The organism is Thermoflexus sp., from assembly GCF_034432235.1.
Classification (GTDB): Bacteria; Chloroflexota; Anaerolineae; order Thermoflexales; family Thermoflexaceae; genus Thermoflexus.
Genome location: NZ_DAOUCJ010000120.1, coordinates 1 through 17,153, shown reverse-complemented (window position 1 = coordinate 17,153; position 17,153 = coordinate 1). Strand labels below are relative to the sequence as shown.

Below are 17,153 nucleotides of genomic sequence, written 5' to 3'. Positions count from 1 at the left end.
AGGAGCCGGTGGTGCTGCCGGCGAAGGCGCCGCAGCTGCTGATCAACGGGGCCGCGGGGATCGCGGTGGGGATGGCCACCAGCATCCCCCCCCACAACCTGAGCGAGGTCTGCGACGCCCTGTGCTACATGATCGATCACTGGGGCCACCTGGATCGCATCACGGTGGATGATCTGATGGCCTTCATCAAGGGCCCGGATTTCCCGACCGGCGGGGTGGTGTTCCGCTACGCCGATGATGGCGAGACCGACGCGGTGCGGGCAGCTTATGCGGTGGGGAAGGGGCAGTTCGTGGTTCAGGCCCGCGCTCATATCGAGGAGGCGGAGCGGGGAAAGGTGCGGATCGTGGTGACGGAGCTGCCCTATCAGGTGAACAAGGCCGCCCTCATCGAGCGGATCGCCGAGCTGGTCCGGGAAGGACGGATCGAGGGGATCACCGATTTGCGGGATGAGTCCGACCGACGGGGGATGCGGCTGGTGATCGAGGTGGCCCGGACTGCGGATCCCCGCGAGGTGCTAACGGCCCTTTACAAACACACGCCCCTCCAGACCACCTTCGGCGTGCAGATGCTGGCCCTGGTGGATGGGGAGCCGCGCCTGCTTCCTCTGAAGAAGGTCCTTCAGCTCTTCGTGGAGCACCGCCAGCAGGTGATCCGGCGTCGCAGCGAATACGAGCTGGCCCGGGCCCGGGAGCGCGCGCATATCCTGGAAGGGTTGCTGACCGCCCTGGCGCATCTGGATGAGGTGATCGCCCTGATCCGGCGCTCGAAGGACGCCGAGGAAGCCAAAGCAGGTCTGATGCGGCGCTATCGGCTGACGGAGGCTCAGGCGCTGGCCATCCTGGAGATGCCCCTGCGGCGGCTGGCGCGGCTGGAGCGGGAGAAGATCGAAGCCGAATACAAAGAGAAGCAGGGCCGGATCCGGGAGCTGGAGGATCTGCTGGCCCACCCGAAGAAGATCCTGAAGGTGATCCGGGAGGAACTCCAGGAGCTCAAGGCGAAATACGGAGACGCGCGGCGGACGTTCATGGCGGACCGGGCACGGGGGGCGCTCACGGTGGAGGATCTGATGCCGGATCAGCCGGTCTGGGTGACGATCACCGCCGGCGGCCGGATCCTCCGAATGCCGCTTCGAGGCGGGCCGGCATGGCCCCATGGAGATCGACCGATGGCGCTGGTGCGAGGGAGCACCCGGGGCGCCGTGGTGCTCTTCACGGACCGGGGGACGGCGGCGGGGGTGGCCGTGCATCGGATCCCGGAGGGCGAGGAGGGGATCCCCATCCTGGACTTGGTCGCCCTCCCGGAGGGGGAAACCGTGGTGGCCGCGCTGCCGATGCCGAGGCGGATCGATGCCAATGGGGCAGGCCCCTATGTGTTCCTCGTGACCCGGAATGCCATGTGCAAACGCATAGCCTGGGCGGACCTGAACCGCCCCGGTGCCTTCTCGGCGATGGGAATTTCGGAGGAGGATGCTCTCGTGTCGGCTTTCACCACCTATGGAGAGGGTGAGATCCTGATGGCCACCGCCGCAGGCCAGGCGATCCGCTTTGCCGAGGAGGAGGTTCGGGTGATGGGCCTGAGCGCCGCCGGGGTGCTGGGCATCAAGCTCGGAGAGAGGGATCAGGTGATCGGGGCGGCCCTGGTGAAGCCTCATGGGGCGATTGTCATCGGGACGGCGCACGGCTTTATGAAACGCACGGCGGCGAGGGAATATCCCCGCCAGGGCCGGTATGGCGTGGGCGTGCAGACGGCAACGGTTTCAGAGAAAACCGGTCCGGTGGTTGGAGTTGCCGCGGTGGAGGAAGATGAAACCCTGTGGGTGGTGGGCAGCCGGGGGACGGTGAAAGCCGTGAAGGTGAAGGATCTTCCCCGGGTCGGCCGGGCACGACCCGGGACGGCGGTGGTCAGCTTGAAGAGCAACGAAACCATGATCCGTTTGATCGCCCCGGCTGCTTTGGAGAGGGGAGGCGGACGGAACGATCGTGGGGAGGGCCGGAGGAAGCGCCAGCGGTAGGTCCGGATGGGCGAGGGCCGGCGGGGCGCGCGGCTTCGCGGATCGCCCCCTCGATCCCAGGGCCTGAATTCGCCGTGGTTCCTCCGTTCGGCCGTGATGCTTCTTCGGGGGCGCTTTTCGCGGGAGGAGTTCATTTCCCCCATCCTCAACCGTGTATTCCTCACGGCCCTCAGGATCCCTATCCATTGGCTGACCTGTGCTGGGAATGGAGTGTGGATCGATGGCGCTCTGGCTTCTGGGAACCTCGGGCGCTGTTCCGGATTCCCAGCGGGATTACGTCGCTCTGGTCGTGGAGCATGCCGGCCGCCTGATTCTGATCGAGGCGGGGGGATCGCCGCTCCATCGCCTGAGCCGCATGGGTCTGGATCCAGCGCGGTTGGAGGGGGTTTTCCTCTCCCATCGCCATCCCGATCATCTCAGCGCGCTGCCCGTGCTTCTGATGGGATTATGGTTGCAAAGGCGAGCGCATCCCCTCTGGATTGCTGGGCCGGAAGATGCGGTGGAACGAGCCCAGGCGTTGCTCGAACTGTTCGAGTGGCGCTCCTGGAGCGGCATGTTTCCGGTGAACTGGCGGCCGATCCCGCTGGAGCATGGAGCCGTGGTGGAAGAAAGCGAGGGGATCCGCCTGATGGCCGCCCCTGTTTCCCACAGCGTCCCCACGCTGGCCCTGCGGATCGAGCTCCCTGAGGGGGTGGCCGTCTATTCCGCGGATACGGCGCCATGCCTGGAGATGATCCGCCTGGCCCGCGGGGCCGATGTCCTGATTCACGAGGCGACAGGCGCATATCCCGGGCATAGCCCTCCGGAAGGCGCGGGTTGGGTGGCGCAGGAGGCCGGCGTCCGGCGGCTCATTCTGGTGCATGTGCCGCCCGAAGTCGATCCATGGGAATGGAAAGCGCGCGCCCAGGAAGCTTTTGTAGGTCCGGTGGAGGTGGGATGGGACGGGATGCGGGTGATGTGAAGGGTGGGAAGATCCACAACGCAATGCCTGGTAGGGGAGGGGATAGGCCATGGAACTGGATCCGGAAGCGGTTCGCCCTCTGTATGTGGAGCGTGACCCGGCCCATGATTTCGAACATATCCTGAGGGTGATGCATCTTGCCGAGCGGATCGCTCGCATGGAGGGGGCCGATCGGGCCGTGGTGCGAGCGGCGGCATTGCTTCACGATGTGCGTCGGGGGGAGAACGATCATGCGGCCGCCTCGGCGGCCTTCGCCCGCCGGTGGCTTTCGGAACAGGGGGCGCCTCCCGAGTTCATTGAGGCCGTCGCCCACGCCATCGAAGCCCATCGGTTCCGGGAGACCCGGGCCGCCCGCACGCTGGAGGCCCGCGTGCTGTTCGACGCGGATAAGCTGGACGCGCTGGGGATCATCGGCCTGGCCCGTCTCTTCGCCTACAGCGGCGCGCATCGACATCCGCTCTGGATGCCAGTTCGGGAAGAGGAGGGCGATGCGGGCTCCGCAGCCCATGAGTTCTTCCACAAGATTCGTTTCCTGCCTGAGCGAATGCAGACCGAGACCGGACGGCGATGGGCGGAAGTCCGTCTGGAACGGATGCGGAAGGCCATCGAGTGGCTGGAGATGGAGATGCGGGGGGAGGATTTCGAGGGTTGAGGGATTTGACAGGCTTTCTTCGAGTTGCCTATATTGAATTATGGTGTATAAAAACCCCACGGGTTTGAAGGGCGAGGCTTTGCGCATGTCCCTCTCAGAGGGCTGACGGGCCCTCGGGTTCCGCCCGCCGCCGGCATCCTGCCCGCTTGACCTCAACCGGCAGGTGACATACCATCGTGCCGGCGCGGATCATCCCGGATGAAGAGGCATCCTGATTCAGCGGCTGTCGGAGCTTGCGTTGCGCAGCGCATCTCAGGCTGGGGTGAGGTCTTATGATCGAAGCGGAGGGATTGACCAAGATCTATGGCAATCGAGTGGTGGCCATTGAGGATGTGACGTTCCGGGTGGAGCGAGGCCAGATCGTCGGCTTCCTGGGCCCGAACGGGGCGGGGAAGACGACGACCATGCGCATCCTTACCGGCTACATGCCGCCCACCCGGGGCCGCGCACGTATCGCCGGCTATGACACTGTGCTCCAATCCCTGGAGGCTCGTCGGCACATCGGCTATCTCCCGGAGACAGTGCCGCTGTATCCCGAGATGAGCGTTCGCGCTTATCTGAATTTCATGGCAGAGATCCGCGGCCTCCCGAACCGGAAAGTCGCGGTGGAGCGCGCCATGGCCCTCACCGGTGTGGAGGATCGAGCCGATGTTCTGATCGGCAAGCTCTCCAAGGGATATCGCCAGCGGGTGGGGTTGGCTCAGGCCATCCTGCATAACCCGGACGTCCTGATCCTGGATGAGCCCACCATCGGCCTGGATCCCCGGCAGGTCAGAGAAGTCCGCGATCTGATCCAGGAGCTGGGGAAAACCCATACCATCCTGCTCTCCACCCATATCCTGGCGGAGGTCCAGCAGGTCTGCGACCGCGTCCTGATCATCCACCGAGGGCGGATCCGGGCGGATATGACTCTGGGCGAGGCGCTGCGCAGCCGGCGGCCGGATCGGGTTTTCCTCCGGGTGGAGGGAGGCGACCGGCAGATCCCCGAGGTCTTAAGCGCGCTGCCGGGGGTGCGCCGCGTGGAACGGCTGGAGTCGGGCGTCTATGAGATCGAAGTGGCCAATACGGCCCGCGAGGATCCCAGCCCGGCGATCGCGGAGGCGGTGGTGCGCCAGGGCTGGCGGCTGCTGGAGCTTCGCCCGGTTGGCCTCACTCTGGAAGACCTCTTCCTCCAGGTCACCGCTCAGGATTGAGGAGGTTGTTTCCATGCGCAAACTGTGGGCGATCGCCCGTCGCGAGCTGGGGGCCTATTTCGTCTCCCCGATCGCCTATCTGGTCGGGGCGGCTTTTCTGGCCATGATGGGCTTCTTCTTCTACACCGACGTGATCTTCACGGTCCTCAGCCGTTCCGAGCCGACCATGCGCTATATCTTCGGGGTCATGACCACCATCCTGCTCTTCGTGGCCCCGGTGCTGACCATGCGCCTGCTGGCGGAAGAACAGCGGCTGGGGACCCTGGAGTTGTTGCTGACGGCGCCCGTTCGGGACTGGGAGGTGGTGCTGGGGAAGTATCTGGCGGCGCTGGTGTTTTACCTGGGGCTTCTGATCGTCACCGGTGTCTATCCCCTTTTGCTGTTCTGGATGGGAGGCAACCCGGACGTTGGGCCCATCCTCTCCGGCTATCTGGGGATGTTTCTGTTCGGGGCAGCCCTGCTTTCCATCGGCCTGTTTTCTTCCTCCCTCTCTCAGAACCAGGTGGTGGCGGCCGTGGTGGGGATCGGGCTGGTGATCCTGCTGGCGGTGGCCAGCCTGCCCGCGGATGGGATCACCAACCCCACGCTGCAGCGGATCCTGAACCATATCGATCTGCGAAACCACCTGATGAACTTCCGCCGCGGCCTGATCGACACCAGCGATGTGGCGTATTACCTGAGCGTGATCGCGGCTTTCCTTTTCCTCACGGTTCAGATCCTGAACTCGCGGAGGTGGCGATGAACCTGGCCCGGCCGTCGGAATCGATCCTCCGGGCGCTGTGGGGGCTGGCCCTGCTGGCGCTCGTCGCCGCGGGGGTGGCATGGGGGATCGAGGGGCGATTCGGCGCACCCGCCGTGATCGCTCTGATCCTGGCGATCCTGCTCAGCGGGATCGCTGTGTATCTCGCTCCTGAGCAGGTCCGCGCCTGGATCGGAGGGCGCCCCTTTGCCTTTGGGGCGAACGCGGTGCTGGCCAGCGCCGCCTTCATCGGTATTATGGCGCTGCTGAACATCCTGGCCGTCCGCCACGCCCAGCGCTGGGATCTGACAGCGGAAAAGCGCTTCTCTCTTTCCCCGCAGACCCTGCAGATCCTGCGGAGCCTTCCAGAGCCCGTGGAGGCTCTGGCCTTCTTCTCCCAGAATTTTCAGTTCGCCCGCCAGGATGCGGAAGATCTGCTGGATCAGTATCGGCATTACAGCAATGGGAAGTTCTCCTACCGATTCATCGACCCGGTGGCCCAGGCCTCCCTGGCCCGGCAGTGGGGGGTCACCCGGGATGGAACCATCCTTTTTGTCATGAAGGATCGCCGCCAGGAGGTCACGCTTTATAACGAGCAGGAGTTCACCGCGGCGCTGGTGAAGCTGATCCGCCCTACCCAGCCGAAGATCTATTTCCTCACCGGCCATGGGGAGCGGGATGTGAACGAAGAGGGAGACAACGGTTACGCGCAGGTCCGTCGGGCGCTGGAGCGGGAAGGCTATCGGGTGGAGTCCCTGAATCTGGCCGTGACCTCCACCGTTCCCGCCGACGCGGCGGTGATCATCCTCGCTGGGCCTGTGCGGCCGTTGCTGGATCGGGAGGTGGAGGTGTTAAAAAGCTATCTCAACGCCGGGGGGCGCATGCTCATTGCCCTCGATCCTTCCCTGCAGATCTCAGGGGCCGGGGTGACCGAGTCCATCAATCGGGTTCTGGAGGATTGGGGGGTCGCTTTCCGGGAAGATGTGATCATCGATCCGGTGAGCTCGATGTTTACGGATCCCCTGACGCCGCTTTCCAGCCGCTATGGCTTCAGCCCGATCACCGAGAAGCTGCGGGGCATCGCCACCGCCTTCCCGGCCGCCCGATCCATCGAAGAGGTCCGCAGCCAGCCGGATCGATTCCGGGTCGTCCGTCTGGTGGAGACCAGCGGCCAGAGCTGGAGCGAGACGGATCTGGCGGGAGTGCGCCAGGCGCTGAATCAGGGGCGCCTTCCCTCGCCAGCGGGGAAGAAGCCTGGCCCCCTGGCCCTGGCCCTCACGGTGGAGCAGGTGAATGGGAAAGGGCGGTTGGTTCTCTTTGGGGATGCGGATTTCGCCGCCAATCAGAACGTGGGGGCCAATCTGCCGTTTGCGAACCTGGATCTTTTTGTGAACGCGGTGAACTGGCTGTCTGAATCCGAAGCCCTGATCGGGTTGCGTCAGTCGCCGGCTTCCACAGTTCGCGCCCTGAGCGCCACGCCAGCCCAAACCCGCACCGTCTTTATGCTGACGGTGGTGATGATGCCGTTAACCGTGCTGGCGATCGGCGCCCTGGTATGGTGGCAACGTCGCTGAGGGCGTCCCTTGCCGCCCCACCCCAGAAGCCGCGTTTTCCATCGGAGGTGATCGGAGATGAAGCGATGGGGCACGCTGGGCCTGATCCTCGCTTTTCTGGTTCTGGCGCTCTTTGTATACTTGGAACCGAAGATCACCGCTCGTCCGACCCCTACCCCAGGGGCGTCCCGCAATCTGCTGGAAGTGAACAGCGCCGCCATTCGAAGAATCCGGGCGATCGATCATGCCAACCACGCCGAGGCGGAGGTCGAGCGGGATGCCAGCGGGCAATGGTTTCTGACCGTTCCCACACATCATCTGGTCCGCCAGGACACGATCGACACCCTGGCGGGAGGGTTGGCCACGCTCTTCGTGCAGCAGGTCATCTCGGATGTCGCGGATCTTTCCGCCTATGGATTGGTGACGCCCACTTATACCATTGTGATCAGCGCGACGGATCGGGTCTTCACGTTAACCGTTGGCGCTCCAACGCCGATTGGGGGCGGCTATTACGTGCGCCGGGAGGGGGATCCCGCAGTGTATGTGGTGGGGACCTTTGCGATCGATGAGGCGAAGAAGCTGATCAGCCAGCCGCCGCTGGCGACCCCTACGCCCACGCCCACCATCACGCCGACGCCAACGGCAACGCCGACCCCCACGGCAGGGCCCTCGCCGACGCCAGGGGCGACTCCGACTCCCTGATCGGCGGATATCCTTATGAAAACGCCGGGCTCAGCCGTTCGTGGACGTTTTGAATTCTCAGGGAGGGATTCCTGACTATGCTGGAGGACATTCAGACTTCCAGCCTCTTAGGGCTGGATCAGCTCCTCGCTCTCGGGCGATCCCGGGGATATGTCACCTTCGAGGAGATCCTGCAGTTTTTTCCGGAAGCGGAGAACGATGTGGACCGCCTGGATGAGGTTTTTGCCGCTCTCCTGGAGGCCGGCGTGGAAGTCACGGATGCTCCGGAGGAGGAGGGCCCGGGCCTGGAGCTGGAGGAGGAGGGAGAGGAGGCCTGGGGGGAAGAGGATCTGGAAGAGGCACTGGAGTCCGATGATACCCTCGCCCTCTACCTGAAGGAAGTCGGGCGGATCCCCCTGCTCACGCCGGAGGAGGAGGTCGCCCTTGCGCAACGGATCGAGCGGGGCCGCCAGGCAGAGCGTCGTCTGGCCCAGGGGAACCTCTCCCCGGAAGAGCGGCGTCGCCTGGAGGAGATCGCAGCGGATGGGCGGGCCGCTCAGGATCACCTGATCCTGGCCAACACCCGCCTGGTGATCAGCGTGGCCAAAAAATACATCGGACGGGGCCTGCCGCTTTCCGATCTGATCCAGGAGGGCAACATCGGCCTGATCCGGGCGGTCAAGAAGTTTGACTGGCGGCGGGGTCACAAGTTCTCCACCTATGCGACGTGGTGGATCCGTCAGGCGGTCACCCGGGCTATCGCCGATCAATCCCGGACGATCCGGGTTCCGGTTCATATGGGGGATCAGATCAACCGGCTGTTGCGCCTACAGCAACAGCTGGCGCAGGAGCTCGGCCGCGATCCGACGGTGGAGGAGCTGGCGGAGGCGATGGCCATCCCGCCTTCCCGGGTCGAGCAGTTGTTGCAGATGGCTCGCCAGCCCGTATCCCTGGAGGCGCCAACGGATGATGAGGAGGAGAGCGTGCTGGGGGATTTCATTGAGGATCGGGGGGTAACCTCGCCCGCTGAAGCGGTGAGCCAGCAGATGCTTCGGGAGATCCTGCACGAAGCCCTGGCCACCCTCTCCCCGCGGGAGGTGCGTATTTTGAAGCTGCGTTATGGCCTGGTGGACGGACGGATGTATACCCTGGAGGAGGTGGGGCGCAAGCTGGGGGTGACCCGGGAACGGGTGCGGCAGATCGAAGCGCAGGCCCTGGCTCGCTTGCGTCATCCCATCTATGCTCGCCGGCTGCGGGAATTCCTGCGGGAGTGAGCGGAGCGAGAGGCTCATGGGAAGGTCGAAGGGCCTCTATTTAAGGAAAGGAGCGGTGCCTAGGCACCGCACTCCACAAGCTCCCGGAGCGCCTGCTGGAGATCGACGGCCATGGGCATCCCGCTTCCTCCCCGGCGGATCGCAATGATCTCCGCCATGATCGACACGGCGATCTCCTCAGGGGTCTCTGCATTCAGCTCCAGGCCCACCGGTGATCGGACCCGGGCCAGCTGTTCAAGGGGAATCCCTTTTTCCCGTAAAACCTTCGCCGTGAGCAGCCAGCGCCGCTTCGAGCCGATCACCCCAATGTAAGGCGCTGGGGTGTCCAGGATCAGCGGGAGGATCCGCACGTCCAGGGGATGGTTGCGGGTGGTGAGTACCACATAGGTCCGGGCGTGGATCGGAGCTCCGGGGAGCGCTTCCTCCGGCGGCCCAACCAGGAAGCCATCGGCATCCGGGATCCATTCGGGCGTGCAGAACTCCGGCCGATCGTCGCTGACCAGCACCCGGAAGCCCAGCCATTTGGCGAGGTGGGCCAGGGCTCGACCGACATGCCCTGCCCCGATGATCAGGATCGTTGGGGGAGGAAGCAGGGGCTCAATGAAGATCTCCACCTCCCCTCCGCAGACGCCCGGATCGCCCTGTTTGGGATCCGAGAGCATATAACGGACCACCCGGGGATGGCCCTCCTGAAGCGCCTGGAGGGCCTCATGGATCACCCGGGCTTCCATCTCCCCACCGCCGATGGTTCCCCGGATCTGGCCGTCGGGATACACCAGCATCTTGGCCGCCTCATGGCGGGGAACGGATCCACGGGCCCGGATGACGGTGCACAGGGCCACCGGGCGGTTTTCCTCGCAGGCTTTGAGAACCTCACGATAGAGATCCCACATAGGCAGGAATCCCCTTTGTTATGCTCATCCGCAGGTGGGCGACAGCCCGATTTCCCCTCCCCTGGCCCCTCCCCGTTTCGGGGAGGAGGGATTTAGGCTCCCCCTTGTAGGGAAGGGGGCCGCGGGGTTAGGTCCGAGGACCCCTCCCCCGGTTCGGTCATGGACACACCTGCTTTCATTTTACATTACAGATTACATTACAGAAGACAGAAGGCGGGCTCTGCTGTTCGAAGAGACCGGGGGATGCAGAGGAAAAAGTCCCCCGCCGTCTCCCTCCACCCCCTGTCGGGATGGGTAAGATCCTCGAAAAGCTCTGGATAAGGACAGGGCACGGAGCCGGAGAGTTCAAGTAAGATGTATAGTGAGAGTCCTGTAATCGATTTCCCAGGCCGGAGAGCTGAGCTCTCCAGCAAAGGAGGTGAACCAGGGATGAGCGGGCGGGAGGAAGGATTGGTGATCCGGGTGCTGGGCGCGGCCTATGATGTGCAGGGGCCGGATGGGGTGGTGCGATGTGTGTTGCGGGGACGATTGCGTCGTCAGGCGGAGGGACCCCAGCGCCCGGTGATTGGCGATCGCGTGGAATTCGAGCGGGTCACGCCCCGGGAGGGTGCCATCGTGGCCATCCTTCCCCGGCGCACCGCGCTGGTGCGTCGGGAGCCCCTGGATCCCAGCAAAGCCCATGTCATCGCGGCGAATCTGGATCAGATCGTGGCCGTGTTCTCCGCCATCCCAGAGCCAGACCTGTTTCAGATCGATCGTTATCTGGCCGTGGCGGAGGCGAACGGCCTTTCGGCCATTTTGTGTATCAACAAAATGGATCTTGTGCAGGATCCCGAGTCGTTCCGTTCTTTATTCGCTGAATATGAAGCGCTGGGTTATCCGGTTCTGTATACCAGCGCGATCACCCGGGCGGGCCTGGACGCGCTGCGGGAACGGCTTCAGGGGAAGATCACAGCCTTTATTGGCCCTTCGGGGGTCGGAAAATCCAGCCTCCTGAACGCTCTCCAGCCCGGCCTGGCGCTTCGGATCGGGTCGATCAACCCTCGGACCGGGATGGGGCGCCACACCACCACCCGCAGCGAGCTGATCCCCTTCGATGGGGGATATCTGGCCGATACGCCGGGCCTGCGGGACATCGGGGTATGGGGAATCCGGCCGGAGGACCTGGCGGCTTGCTTCCCGGAGATGCGCCCCTATATTGGCCGTTGTGAGTTCTCGGATTGTCTACATCTCGAGGAGCCCGGCTGTGCCATCCGCCGGGCGGTCGCGCGGGGGAGGATCAGCCGCCGCCGGTATGAAAGCTATCGGCGGATCCTGATCGACCAGCAGGCGATGCGCTCCTCGTGATCAGAGGAGAGGGGGGATTTTCCGACTTCGTGTGAATCCGGGGCGCTCACCCGCCCCGCTGGCGCCTCCATCCCCTTCCCCATCATAGAGGGGGAGGCTCTCCATCCGGACCAGCTCTTCCGCGGTTGTCTGTGATCTGGGAGGGAGGGATCCGGGATCCATAAGCGACGGGGAGGTGGAGATGAGGGCAAAGATGCGGATTGCGGCGGTGGACCTCTGGCGGATGGGGGAGGGAGGTGTGCGGCTCTCTCAGCGGGCCACCTCGTAAATCCGCACACCCCCATTATCGAACACCACCCGGAGGTCTCCGCGCGCGACCATGGCCGGGAACTTCTCGAACCCCTGGGGCGGGTAGTAGAGGCGTTCGGCGTAGCCATCCATCACATAGCGCACCCCGTAACGGCGCAGGATGGCCATTGCCTCCTCTGGATCGGAGGTCTCATAAAACCGGTTGACATCCGCCTCGCGGCGCTGGATGAACGATTCGGGCACAACGCTTCGCTGCTGCCGCTGATGCCAGTCCCAGCCGAAGACCACGGGAAGCCCAACGAACATCGCGGCCCGACTGCGCAACCCCCGATAGGCGGGCGAGCGGATCGATTCCATAACCACAGGGGTTCCCTCGCTATACGCCTGGAGGAATCGCAATGCCTCCCATTCCTGGCGCACCGGATAGCGCACCCCCATTTCATCGGCGATCGCCTTTTCCATGAAAGCGAAGCCATCCAGAGTTGGGCCCACCGAGGTATCCCAGCGATCATACAGGCGGGCGCGGGTGGCCATGATCGGGTAGAGCAGGGCGGCGAGCAATAGAACCCCGAAGGCGCCGCGCCACAGGGAGCGGAGGAAGGCAGGCCATCGGCATGCCGCATCCTCCACGGCGATCACGCCCATCGCCGCCGCGATGGCCCAGAGGAACCATACCTGGAGGTAGAACTTGAAAACCGTATTCATCCGGCCGATGTCTCCCCGGAGCACGATGAGCTCAACGCCCAGGGTGAGGGCGGCGGCTCCTGCCACCCAGAGCCAGAGGAGCCGCCGCTCCGGGATCTGGTAGGGGCGCAGGGTCAGGGCCGCGCCGATCAGGATTAGGGGGACCGCGATCCCGGCCACGGGAGCCAGCCGTGCCCCCAGCACCCAGAGGCCCAGGCCGATGGCCCCCGCCGCGACCCACCCCGCGGTTCCCAGGGGGTCGGCCTCCCATCCCGCGAGGATCCACCGGAGCAGCCGCCGGCTCTCCCGCAGCAGCAAAAGGGAGATCGGCAGGAGGAATAAACCGTGCAACAGGAGATAAGTGCCCAGAGGCGTGCGGTCCCCTTTCCACAGCTCGAAGGATGTGTAAGCGGTCGCATAGTGGGCGAGATAGGGATAGAAGAACAGGATCCCCCATCCGACGAAGGCGAGACATCGGACCATCCATCCTTCGATCCCCGTCCACGAGCGGAAATCCCGGCGCTCCCACGCGTTCAGCGTCAGCGCAACGAGGCCCAACAGGATGTGAGTGGGATAATCCCAGGTGTTGGTCGGTCGCAGCGCGCCTACCAGAAGCGCCCCCAGCGTGAGCGCGGCGATCCCCGCGGGTTCCCCCCACCGGGACCTCCGCAGCCAGGCCAGCCCTATGAGCAGGGCGGCGAGCTGCAACGGGAAGGCCAGCATATGGGCGTGGAGATCGGCATACAGGAAGGTGAAGTAGGGGAACTCGGTGATCGGCGTGACATCGCGATCGGGGATGAGGCGGGTCGGGTTCCAGTACCACCACTCGATCCGGGCGGGCAGGGCGGCATGGCCGGTCAGGACCTCCCGGATCCCCACCAGGGTCTCCTGGAAGGAGGTCGACGCCGCCCCGGTGGCCTCCGCGCCCACCTCCTTGAACAGGTCCGAGAGCAATTTCACTTCCCCCAGATTCCCCACGCCCACGGCGAACAGCGCGGCGAGCAGGCCGGCAGCGATCGGTTTCCCCCATGAGCGGGGCCACCAGGCCGCCGCCCCATGGGCGCCGACGGCGAAGGCCCCCATGGCCGTCAGGGCCGCCAGAGTGGGGATCGCCGCGTTGTAGGCGTAGCGGACATCGAACCCTAGGAGCTTCATCGGCGCGCCGATGAGGACGTAGCCGAAATAGTAGTAGTTGATGTAGCCTCCGGCGAACCACGGATCATAGGGTGGGAAGCGCAGCGAGCGGATCGTCGCCAGCAGATAAGAAAGGTCCATGGGCTTCTCGCCGCCCATCACCGGATGCCAGAGATCTGGATGGGCGAACCGGATCAACAGCCACATGGCGAAGGTCCCCAGGAACACCCCCGTTTCCATCCGCCAGAGGGGATTCCGCAGCGCTTCCCGGATGGCGGGTTGAACCCGCCGCCACAGGAGGGCATCGGCGGCCAGGCCGAGGATCAGCGTGAGGAGGATCGCCGTCCGCGTGAAATCCATAGCTCCGATGCTGGCCAGCAGCCACGGGAGGAAGGCCAGCAGCAGCGGGCCGAGGAGATGGGCCAGCGCATAGCCCCGATCCGCGAGAGCCGGGAAGGCCCAGGCAACCAGGGGCCACGCCCACCATCCGAGCAGGAGGAAAAAGAGCAGCCAGACGATGACTCCAAGCAGCGGCCAGCGGTTGAGGGGGTTCTCGGGTGGGAAGATCTCCCGGTAAGTCGAGGCGGCTTGCTGGCGCGCCCAGGCGGCCGGATCCAGCATCAGGAGGTTACGGGCCTGGGTATACTGGCGCGGCGTTTGCCAGACCACCTGGCGCAGGTCCACCGATTCCAGAACCTGACGGGCCGGCTCGATGGAGAAATCCGGCCGCTTGCGGAAGATCCAGACCGGCGGATGATCGTAAACGCTGAAGGCCTCCTCGGCTCCCCAGAAGGGCTCCTCGAACCCGAGGGGCGGGAGCTGAAAACCGATCCGACCGCCGATGTCGTCGATCTCCAGCGGCCCCAGGCGAGGTTTGACGTGGAAGGCTGCGGCGAGCTCGAAGCCCAGCCGCCCCTCGAACAGGGCGCGGTAATAGGCGGTGGTCATCGGGTAGCGGAGCGGCAGGCGGGGGATCGACCAGACCAGGCGCTGGCTGGAGAGGATGATCCAGTCCGCTCGCTCCAGCCACTCCAGCGCCCGCGCTCGCTTCTCCTCCGTGTCATCGTCATACCACGTCATCTCTAAGCCCTGATACATCCCGAAAGCATCCCGGCCCTCCAGCCGCAGCGGCAGGCCATCATCCCAGTGCTCATTGGCAATGACAGAGGATGCAATCAGGGCCGGCGCGCCGTCCACCCGCAGGCGCACGATATAAGGGCCGGAGGGCAGAACGATCGGTTGGGGCAATAAGACCCGGACCGGATCGCCATCGGGATGTCGGGCCGTGGCAGGGATGGACAGGTCGACTCGCAGCCGTTCCTGCCCGTCCGGGGTTTCCAGAGTCAGGCGAAGGATGCCCGGGGGATCGCCCAGGGCGCGCAGGTGGGGGATCTCAATGCCCGAGACGGTGAGGGAAGGGGTGATTTCCGTCGCAAGAGTCAGTTCGCCATCCACCTGGATTCGATTGGGAAGAGAGAGGGGATGCAGGGGGGCTTTCGGATCGGCCGATCGGAGGGTGATCGCGCTGGGGACATGGGCATACAGCCAGCGGGAGGCGGCCACCCGGGAGACCGGCTGCTGGTAGATCCCCACGAACGCCATGGCCCACAGGGCCGTGCCGAGGAGGGTCCCGGCGATCCCGATTCGGGCCAGCCATCGACCCGCCGGACGGGAGATCCCCTGGAGCTGCAGCAGGCCCCAGGCCGCCGTCAGGGCCAGCGTGGGATAAATCGGTAGGAAATAGCGCATGGATTTGACCCACTGGGTCCCCATATACAGGAAATAGCCCCCCGTCCAGATCCAGAGCAACAGCCATCCCAGCGCCCCGGGATCCCATCGCAACGATCCGGCATGCAGCCGACGCCGCAAAGACAGACCCAGGCCGAGCCATCCGAGCCATGCCGTCAGGCCGAAGGGGAGGCCCATTCCCCACAGCACCATGTTTTTGAGAGGGAAGAAAATCGGCGCGCGATCGGTCCATTGATGGCCGGGCGGATAATCAACGGCCCCGCTGATCAGCGCCTGGATCTCCCGCATATTCGCCAGCCAGCGGGGATCGGGGGCGATCCATCCGGCGAAGGCATAGGGCATGCCCAGGCGGAAGGTCAGCAGGGCGGCGAGGCCGGCGATAATCCAGGGGCTCCAGCGGGTCCGGCCAGATCCGCTGGAAATGAGCGCGGCGAAGGCCATCAAAGCGAAGAGCGGCCAGAGGTTAATGCGGGAGGCCAGCGCAGCCCCGGCTGCGATTCCGGTGAGGAGAGCGGCCGGAGGCCCTGGGCATCGAGCCATTCGGATCATCCCCAGCAAAGCAGCCGTGCTGAAGAAGGTGGCCCAGGTGTCGGTGGTGTAAAAGTGGGCCTGCTGGAGGTTCATCACGCTGAAGGCCATCAGCGCCCCAGTGAGCAGCCCCCCGGCCATCCCGGCGAGCTCCAGACCCATCCAGAAGGCCAGCGCCACCGTCCCGGTGTCCAGCAGGGCGGAGAGCGCACGGCCGAGCAGGGTGATCTCGTCGTAGCCCAGGGCGGTGCGGCGGGGGAAGGGGCAGAGCCGGGCCTCCGCCCGGCACACCGCCGTCACCAGCTCGCCGGCCCCCCGGGTGAGGATAACCGGCAGATCCCCGTAGACGAAGAAGGTATACCCCCGGTTGTAAGGGTTCAGTGGGGATCGGGCGGAATCCAGATACTCGCTCAGGCTGCGGGGCCAGTTCAGGGCTTCCGTCACCATCGTGAGGAAGCGCTCATCCGGATGCAGGTGCTGGTTCTCATCCCAGTTCAACCCGATCGTCCGCAAATAGAAGGCGACGATCAGCAGAGCCGCCAGCGGGAAGGCTACCGGAACCGCATGGATCTCCGAGCGGCGGGGTTGGATCGCGTTCATAAGCGGGCGCACCTCTAAAGGGTCCGTTGCTTTTCTCCGGGGGACATCGAAGATGCCCCCTGGGGCCCCGAAACGTATGGGAAGGGACCATCCTGCATCCATGAGTTTGAGCCCAACCGGGTAAGTCCTAATTATAATTCGGTTGCCCAGGGATATCCGGGTTCGGTGTCCCGGCCCAGCCGATGGGGCTCCGGGGTCATGGAAGCCTAACTGCGCAAGCCCCGTCTGAAGGGGAGGGAAAAGGGGAACATCATGGCGCGCATCCTGATCGACATCACGGCGGCGGTTCGCCAGGGGGCGGGGATCGGGCGTTATGCTCGGGAGCTGACCCGCGCCATCCTGCGCATGTTCCCCCAGCATCGGTATACGCTGTTCTATGCAGGTCCGGCCCGTTTCCCCCCGATCTGGGCGCAGGGCGCCCAGGTGTGCCTGCGGGCGGCCCCGCTGCCGGAACGGGGGATGGTCTGGCTCTGGCATCGACTCTCGCTTCCCATCCCTGTAGAGCTCTTCGCCGGGCCGGCGGACCTGATCTACTCCCCGGATTTCCTTCTTCCTCCTACCCTTCCGGGTCGGCCCACCCTGCTGACCGTGCACGATCTCTCCTTCGAGATCATGCCGGAAACGCTCCCCGAGCCGCTGGTGGCGTATCTCCGACGGAATGTGCCGCGCGCGGTGTGGCGGGCGACCCACATCCTGGCCGATTCGGAGTCCACCCGCCAGGATCTCATCCGCCTCTGGGGGGTGCCGCCGGAGCGGGTCACGGTGCTTTACAGCGGGATCGAACCGCGCTTCCGCCCCGTTGAGGATCCAGCGCAGCAAGCCCGGGTGCGGACGCGCTATGGGCTGGGGCCGTGGCCGTTCGTGCTCACGGTGGGCACGGTGCAGCCCCGCAAGAACTACCCGC

General features: G+C 65.0%; 12 protein-coding genes. 10 read left to right on the top strand and 2 right to left on the bottom strand.

Annotated elements, in window-relative coordinates; all coding sequences use genetic code 11:
* The 8 genes from VAE54_RS14415 to VAE54_RS14380 form a co-directional block, all read left to right on the top strand.
* A partial coding sequence (locus tag VAE54_RS14415; protein ID WP_322802673.1) for a DNA gyrase/topoisomerase IV subunit A occupies window positions 1–2,012 on the top strand: 2,012 nt, incomplete at its 5' end.
* Window positions 2,013–2,232: 220 nt separating this feature from the next.
* On the top strand, window positions 2,233–2,973 hold the full coding sequence (locus VAE54_RS14410; RefSeq protein WP_322802672.1) for a ribonuclease Z: 741 nt from the start codon (window positions 2,233–2,235) through the stop codon (window positions 2,971–2,973).
* Between the two features lie 49 nt (window positions 2,974–3,022).
* Complete coding sequence (locus tag VAE54_RS14405) at window positions 3,023–3,625, top strand: HD domain-containing protein (RefSeq protein WP_322802671.1); 603 nt, start codon at window positions 3,023–3,025, stop codon at window positions 3,623–3,625.
* Window positions 3,626–3,897: 272 nt separating this feature from the next.
* On the top strand, window positions 3,898–4,818 hold the full coding sequence (locus VAE54_RS14400) for an ABC transporter ATP-binding protein (protein WP_322802670.1): 921 nt from the start codon (window positions 3,898–3,900) through the stop codon (window positions 4,816–4,818).
* A gap of 13 nt (window positions 4,819–4,831) precedes the next feature.
* A complete protein-coding gene (locus VAE54_RS14395) occupies window positions 4,832–5,560 on the top strand; it encodes an ABC transporter permease subunit (RefSeq protein ID WP_322802669.1) in 729 nt (242 codons plus the stop codon).
* On the top strand, window positions 5,557–7,131 hold the full coding sequence (locus VAE54_RS14390; RefSeq protein WP_322802668.1) for a GldG family protein: 1,575 nt from the start codon (window positions 5,557–5,559) through the stop codon (window positions 7,129–7,131). The genes VAE54_RS14395 and VAE54_RS14390 overlap by 4 nt, the downstream gene beginning before the upstream one ends.
* 57 nt (window positions 7,132–7,188) lie before the next feature.
* Window positions 7,189–7,812: a DUF4340 domain-containing protein gene (locus tag VAE54_RS14385; RefSeq protein ID WP_322802667.1), complete on the top strand. Its 624-nt coding sequence runs from the start codon at window positions 7,189–7,191 to the stop codon at window positions 7,810–7,812.
* Between the two features lie 77 nt (window positions 7,813–7,889).
* The gene (locus VAE54_RS14380) at window positions 7,890–9,065 is read left to right on the top strand and encodes a sigma-70 family RNA polymerase sigma factor (protein WP_322802666.1); all 1,176 of its coding nucleotides are present in this window, start codon (window positions 7,890–7,892) and stop codon (window positions 9,063–9,065) included.
* 59 nt (window positions 9,066–9,124) lie between these two features.
* Here the strand turns inward: VAE54_RS14380 and VAE54_RS14375 are convergent, their stop codons facing one another.
* On the bottom strand, window positions 9,125–9,958 hold the full coding sequence (locus tag VAE54_RS14375) for an XdhC family protein (protein ID WP_322802665.1): 834 nt from the start codon (window positions 9,956–9,958) through the stop codon (window positions 9,125–9,127).
* Between the two features lie 429 nt (window positions 9,959–10,387).
* On the opposite strand from VAE54_RS14375, the gene rsgA reads away from it, so the two are divergent.
* Window positions 10,388–11,305 carry a ribosome small subunit-dependent GTPase A gene (gene rsgA, locus VAE54_RS14370; RefSeq protein WP_322802664.1) on the top strand — a complete coding sequence of 306 codons (918 nt, stop codon included), beginning with the start codon at window positions 10,388–10,390 and terminating at the stop codon, window positions 11,303–11,305.
* A gap of 249 nt (window positions 11,306–11,554) precedes the next feature.
* On the opposite strand, the gene VAE54_RS14365 is transcribed toward rsgA, so the two are convergent.
* Entirely contained in the window at window positions 11,555–16,249 is a 4,695-nt protein-coding gene (locus VAE54_RS14365) for a DUF2298 domain-containing protein (RefSeq protein ID WP_322802663.1), read from the bottom strand.
* Between the two features lie 252 nt (window positions 16,250–16,501).
* Here VAE54_RS14365 and VAE54_RS14360 point away from each other — a divergent pair.
* Window positions 16,502–17,153 (top strand): glycosyltransferase (locus tag VAE54_RS14360; RefSeq protein ID WP_322802662.1); only part of this gene is annotated, 652 nt, incomplete at its 3' end.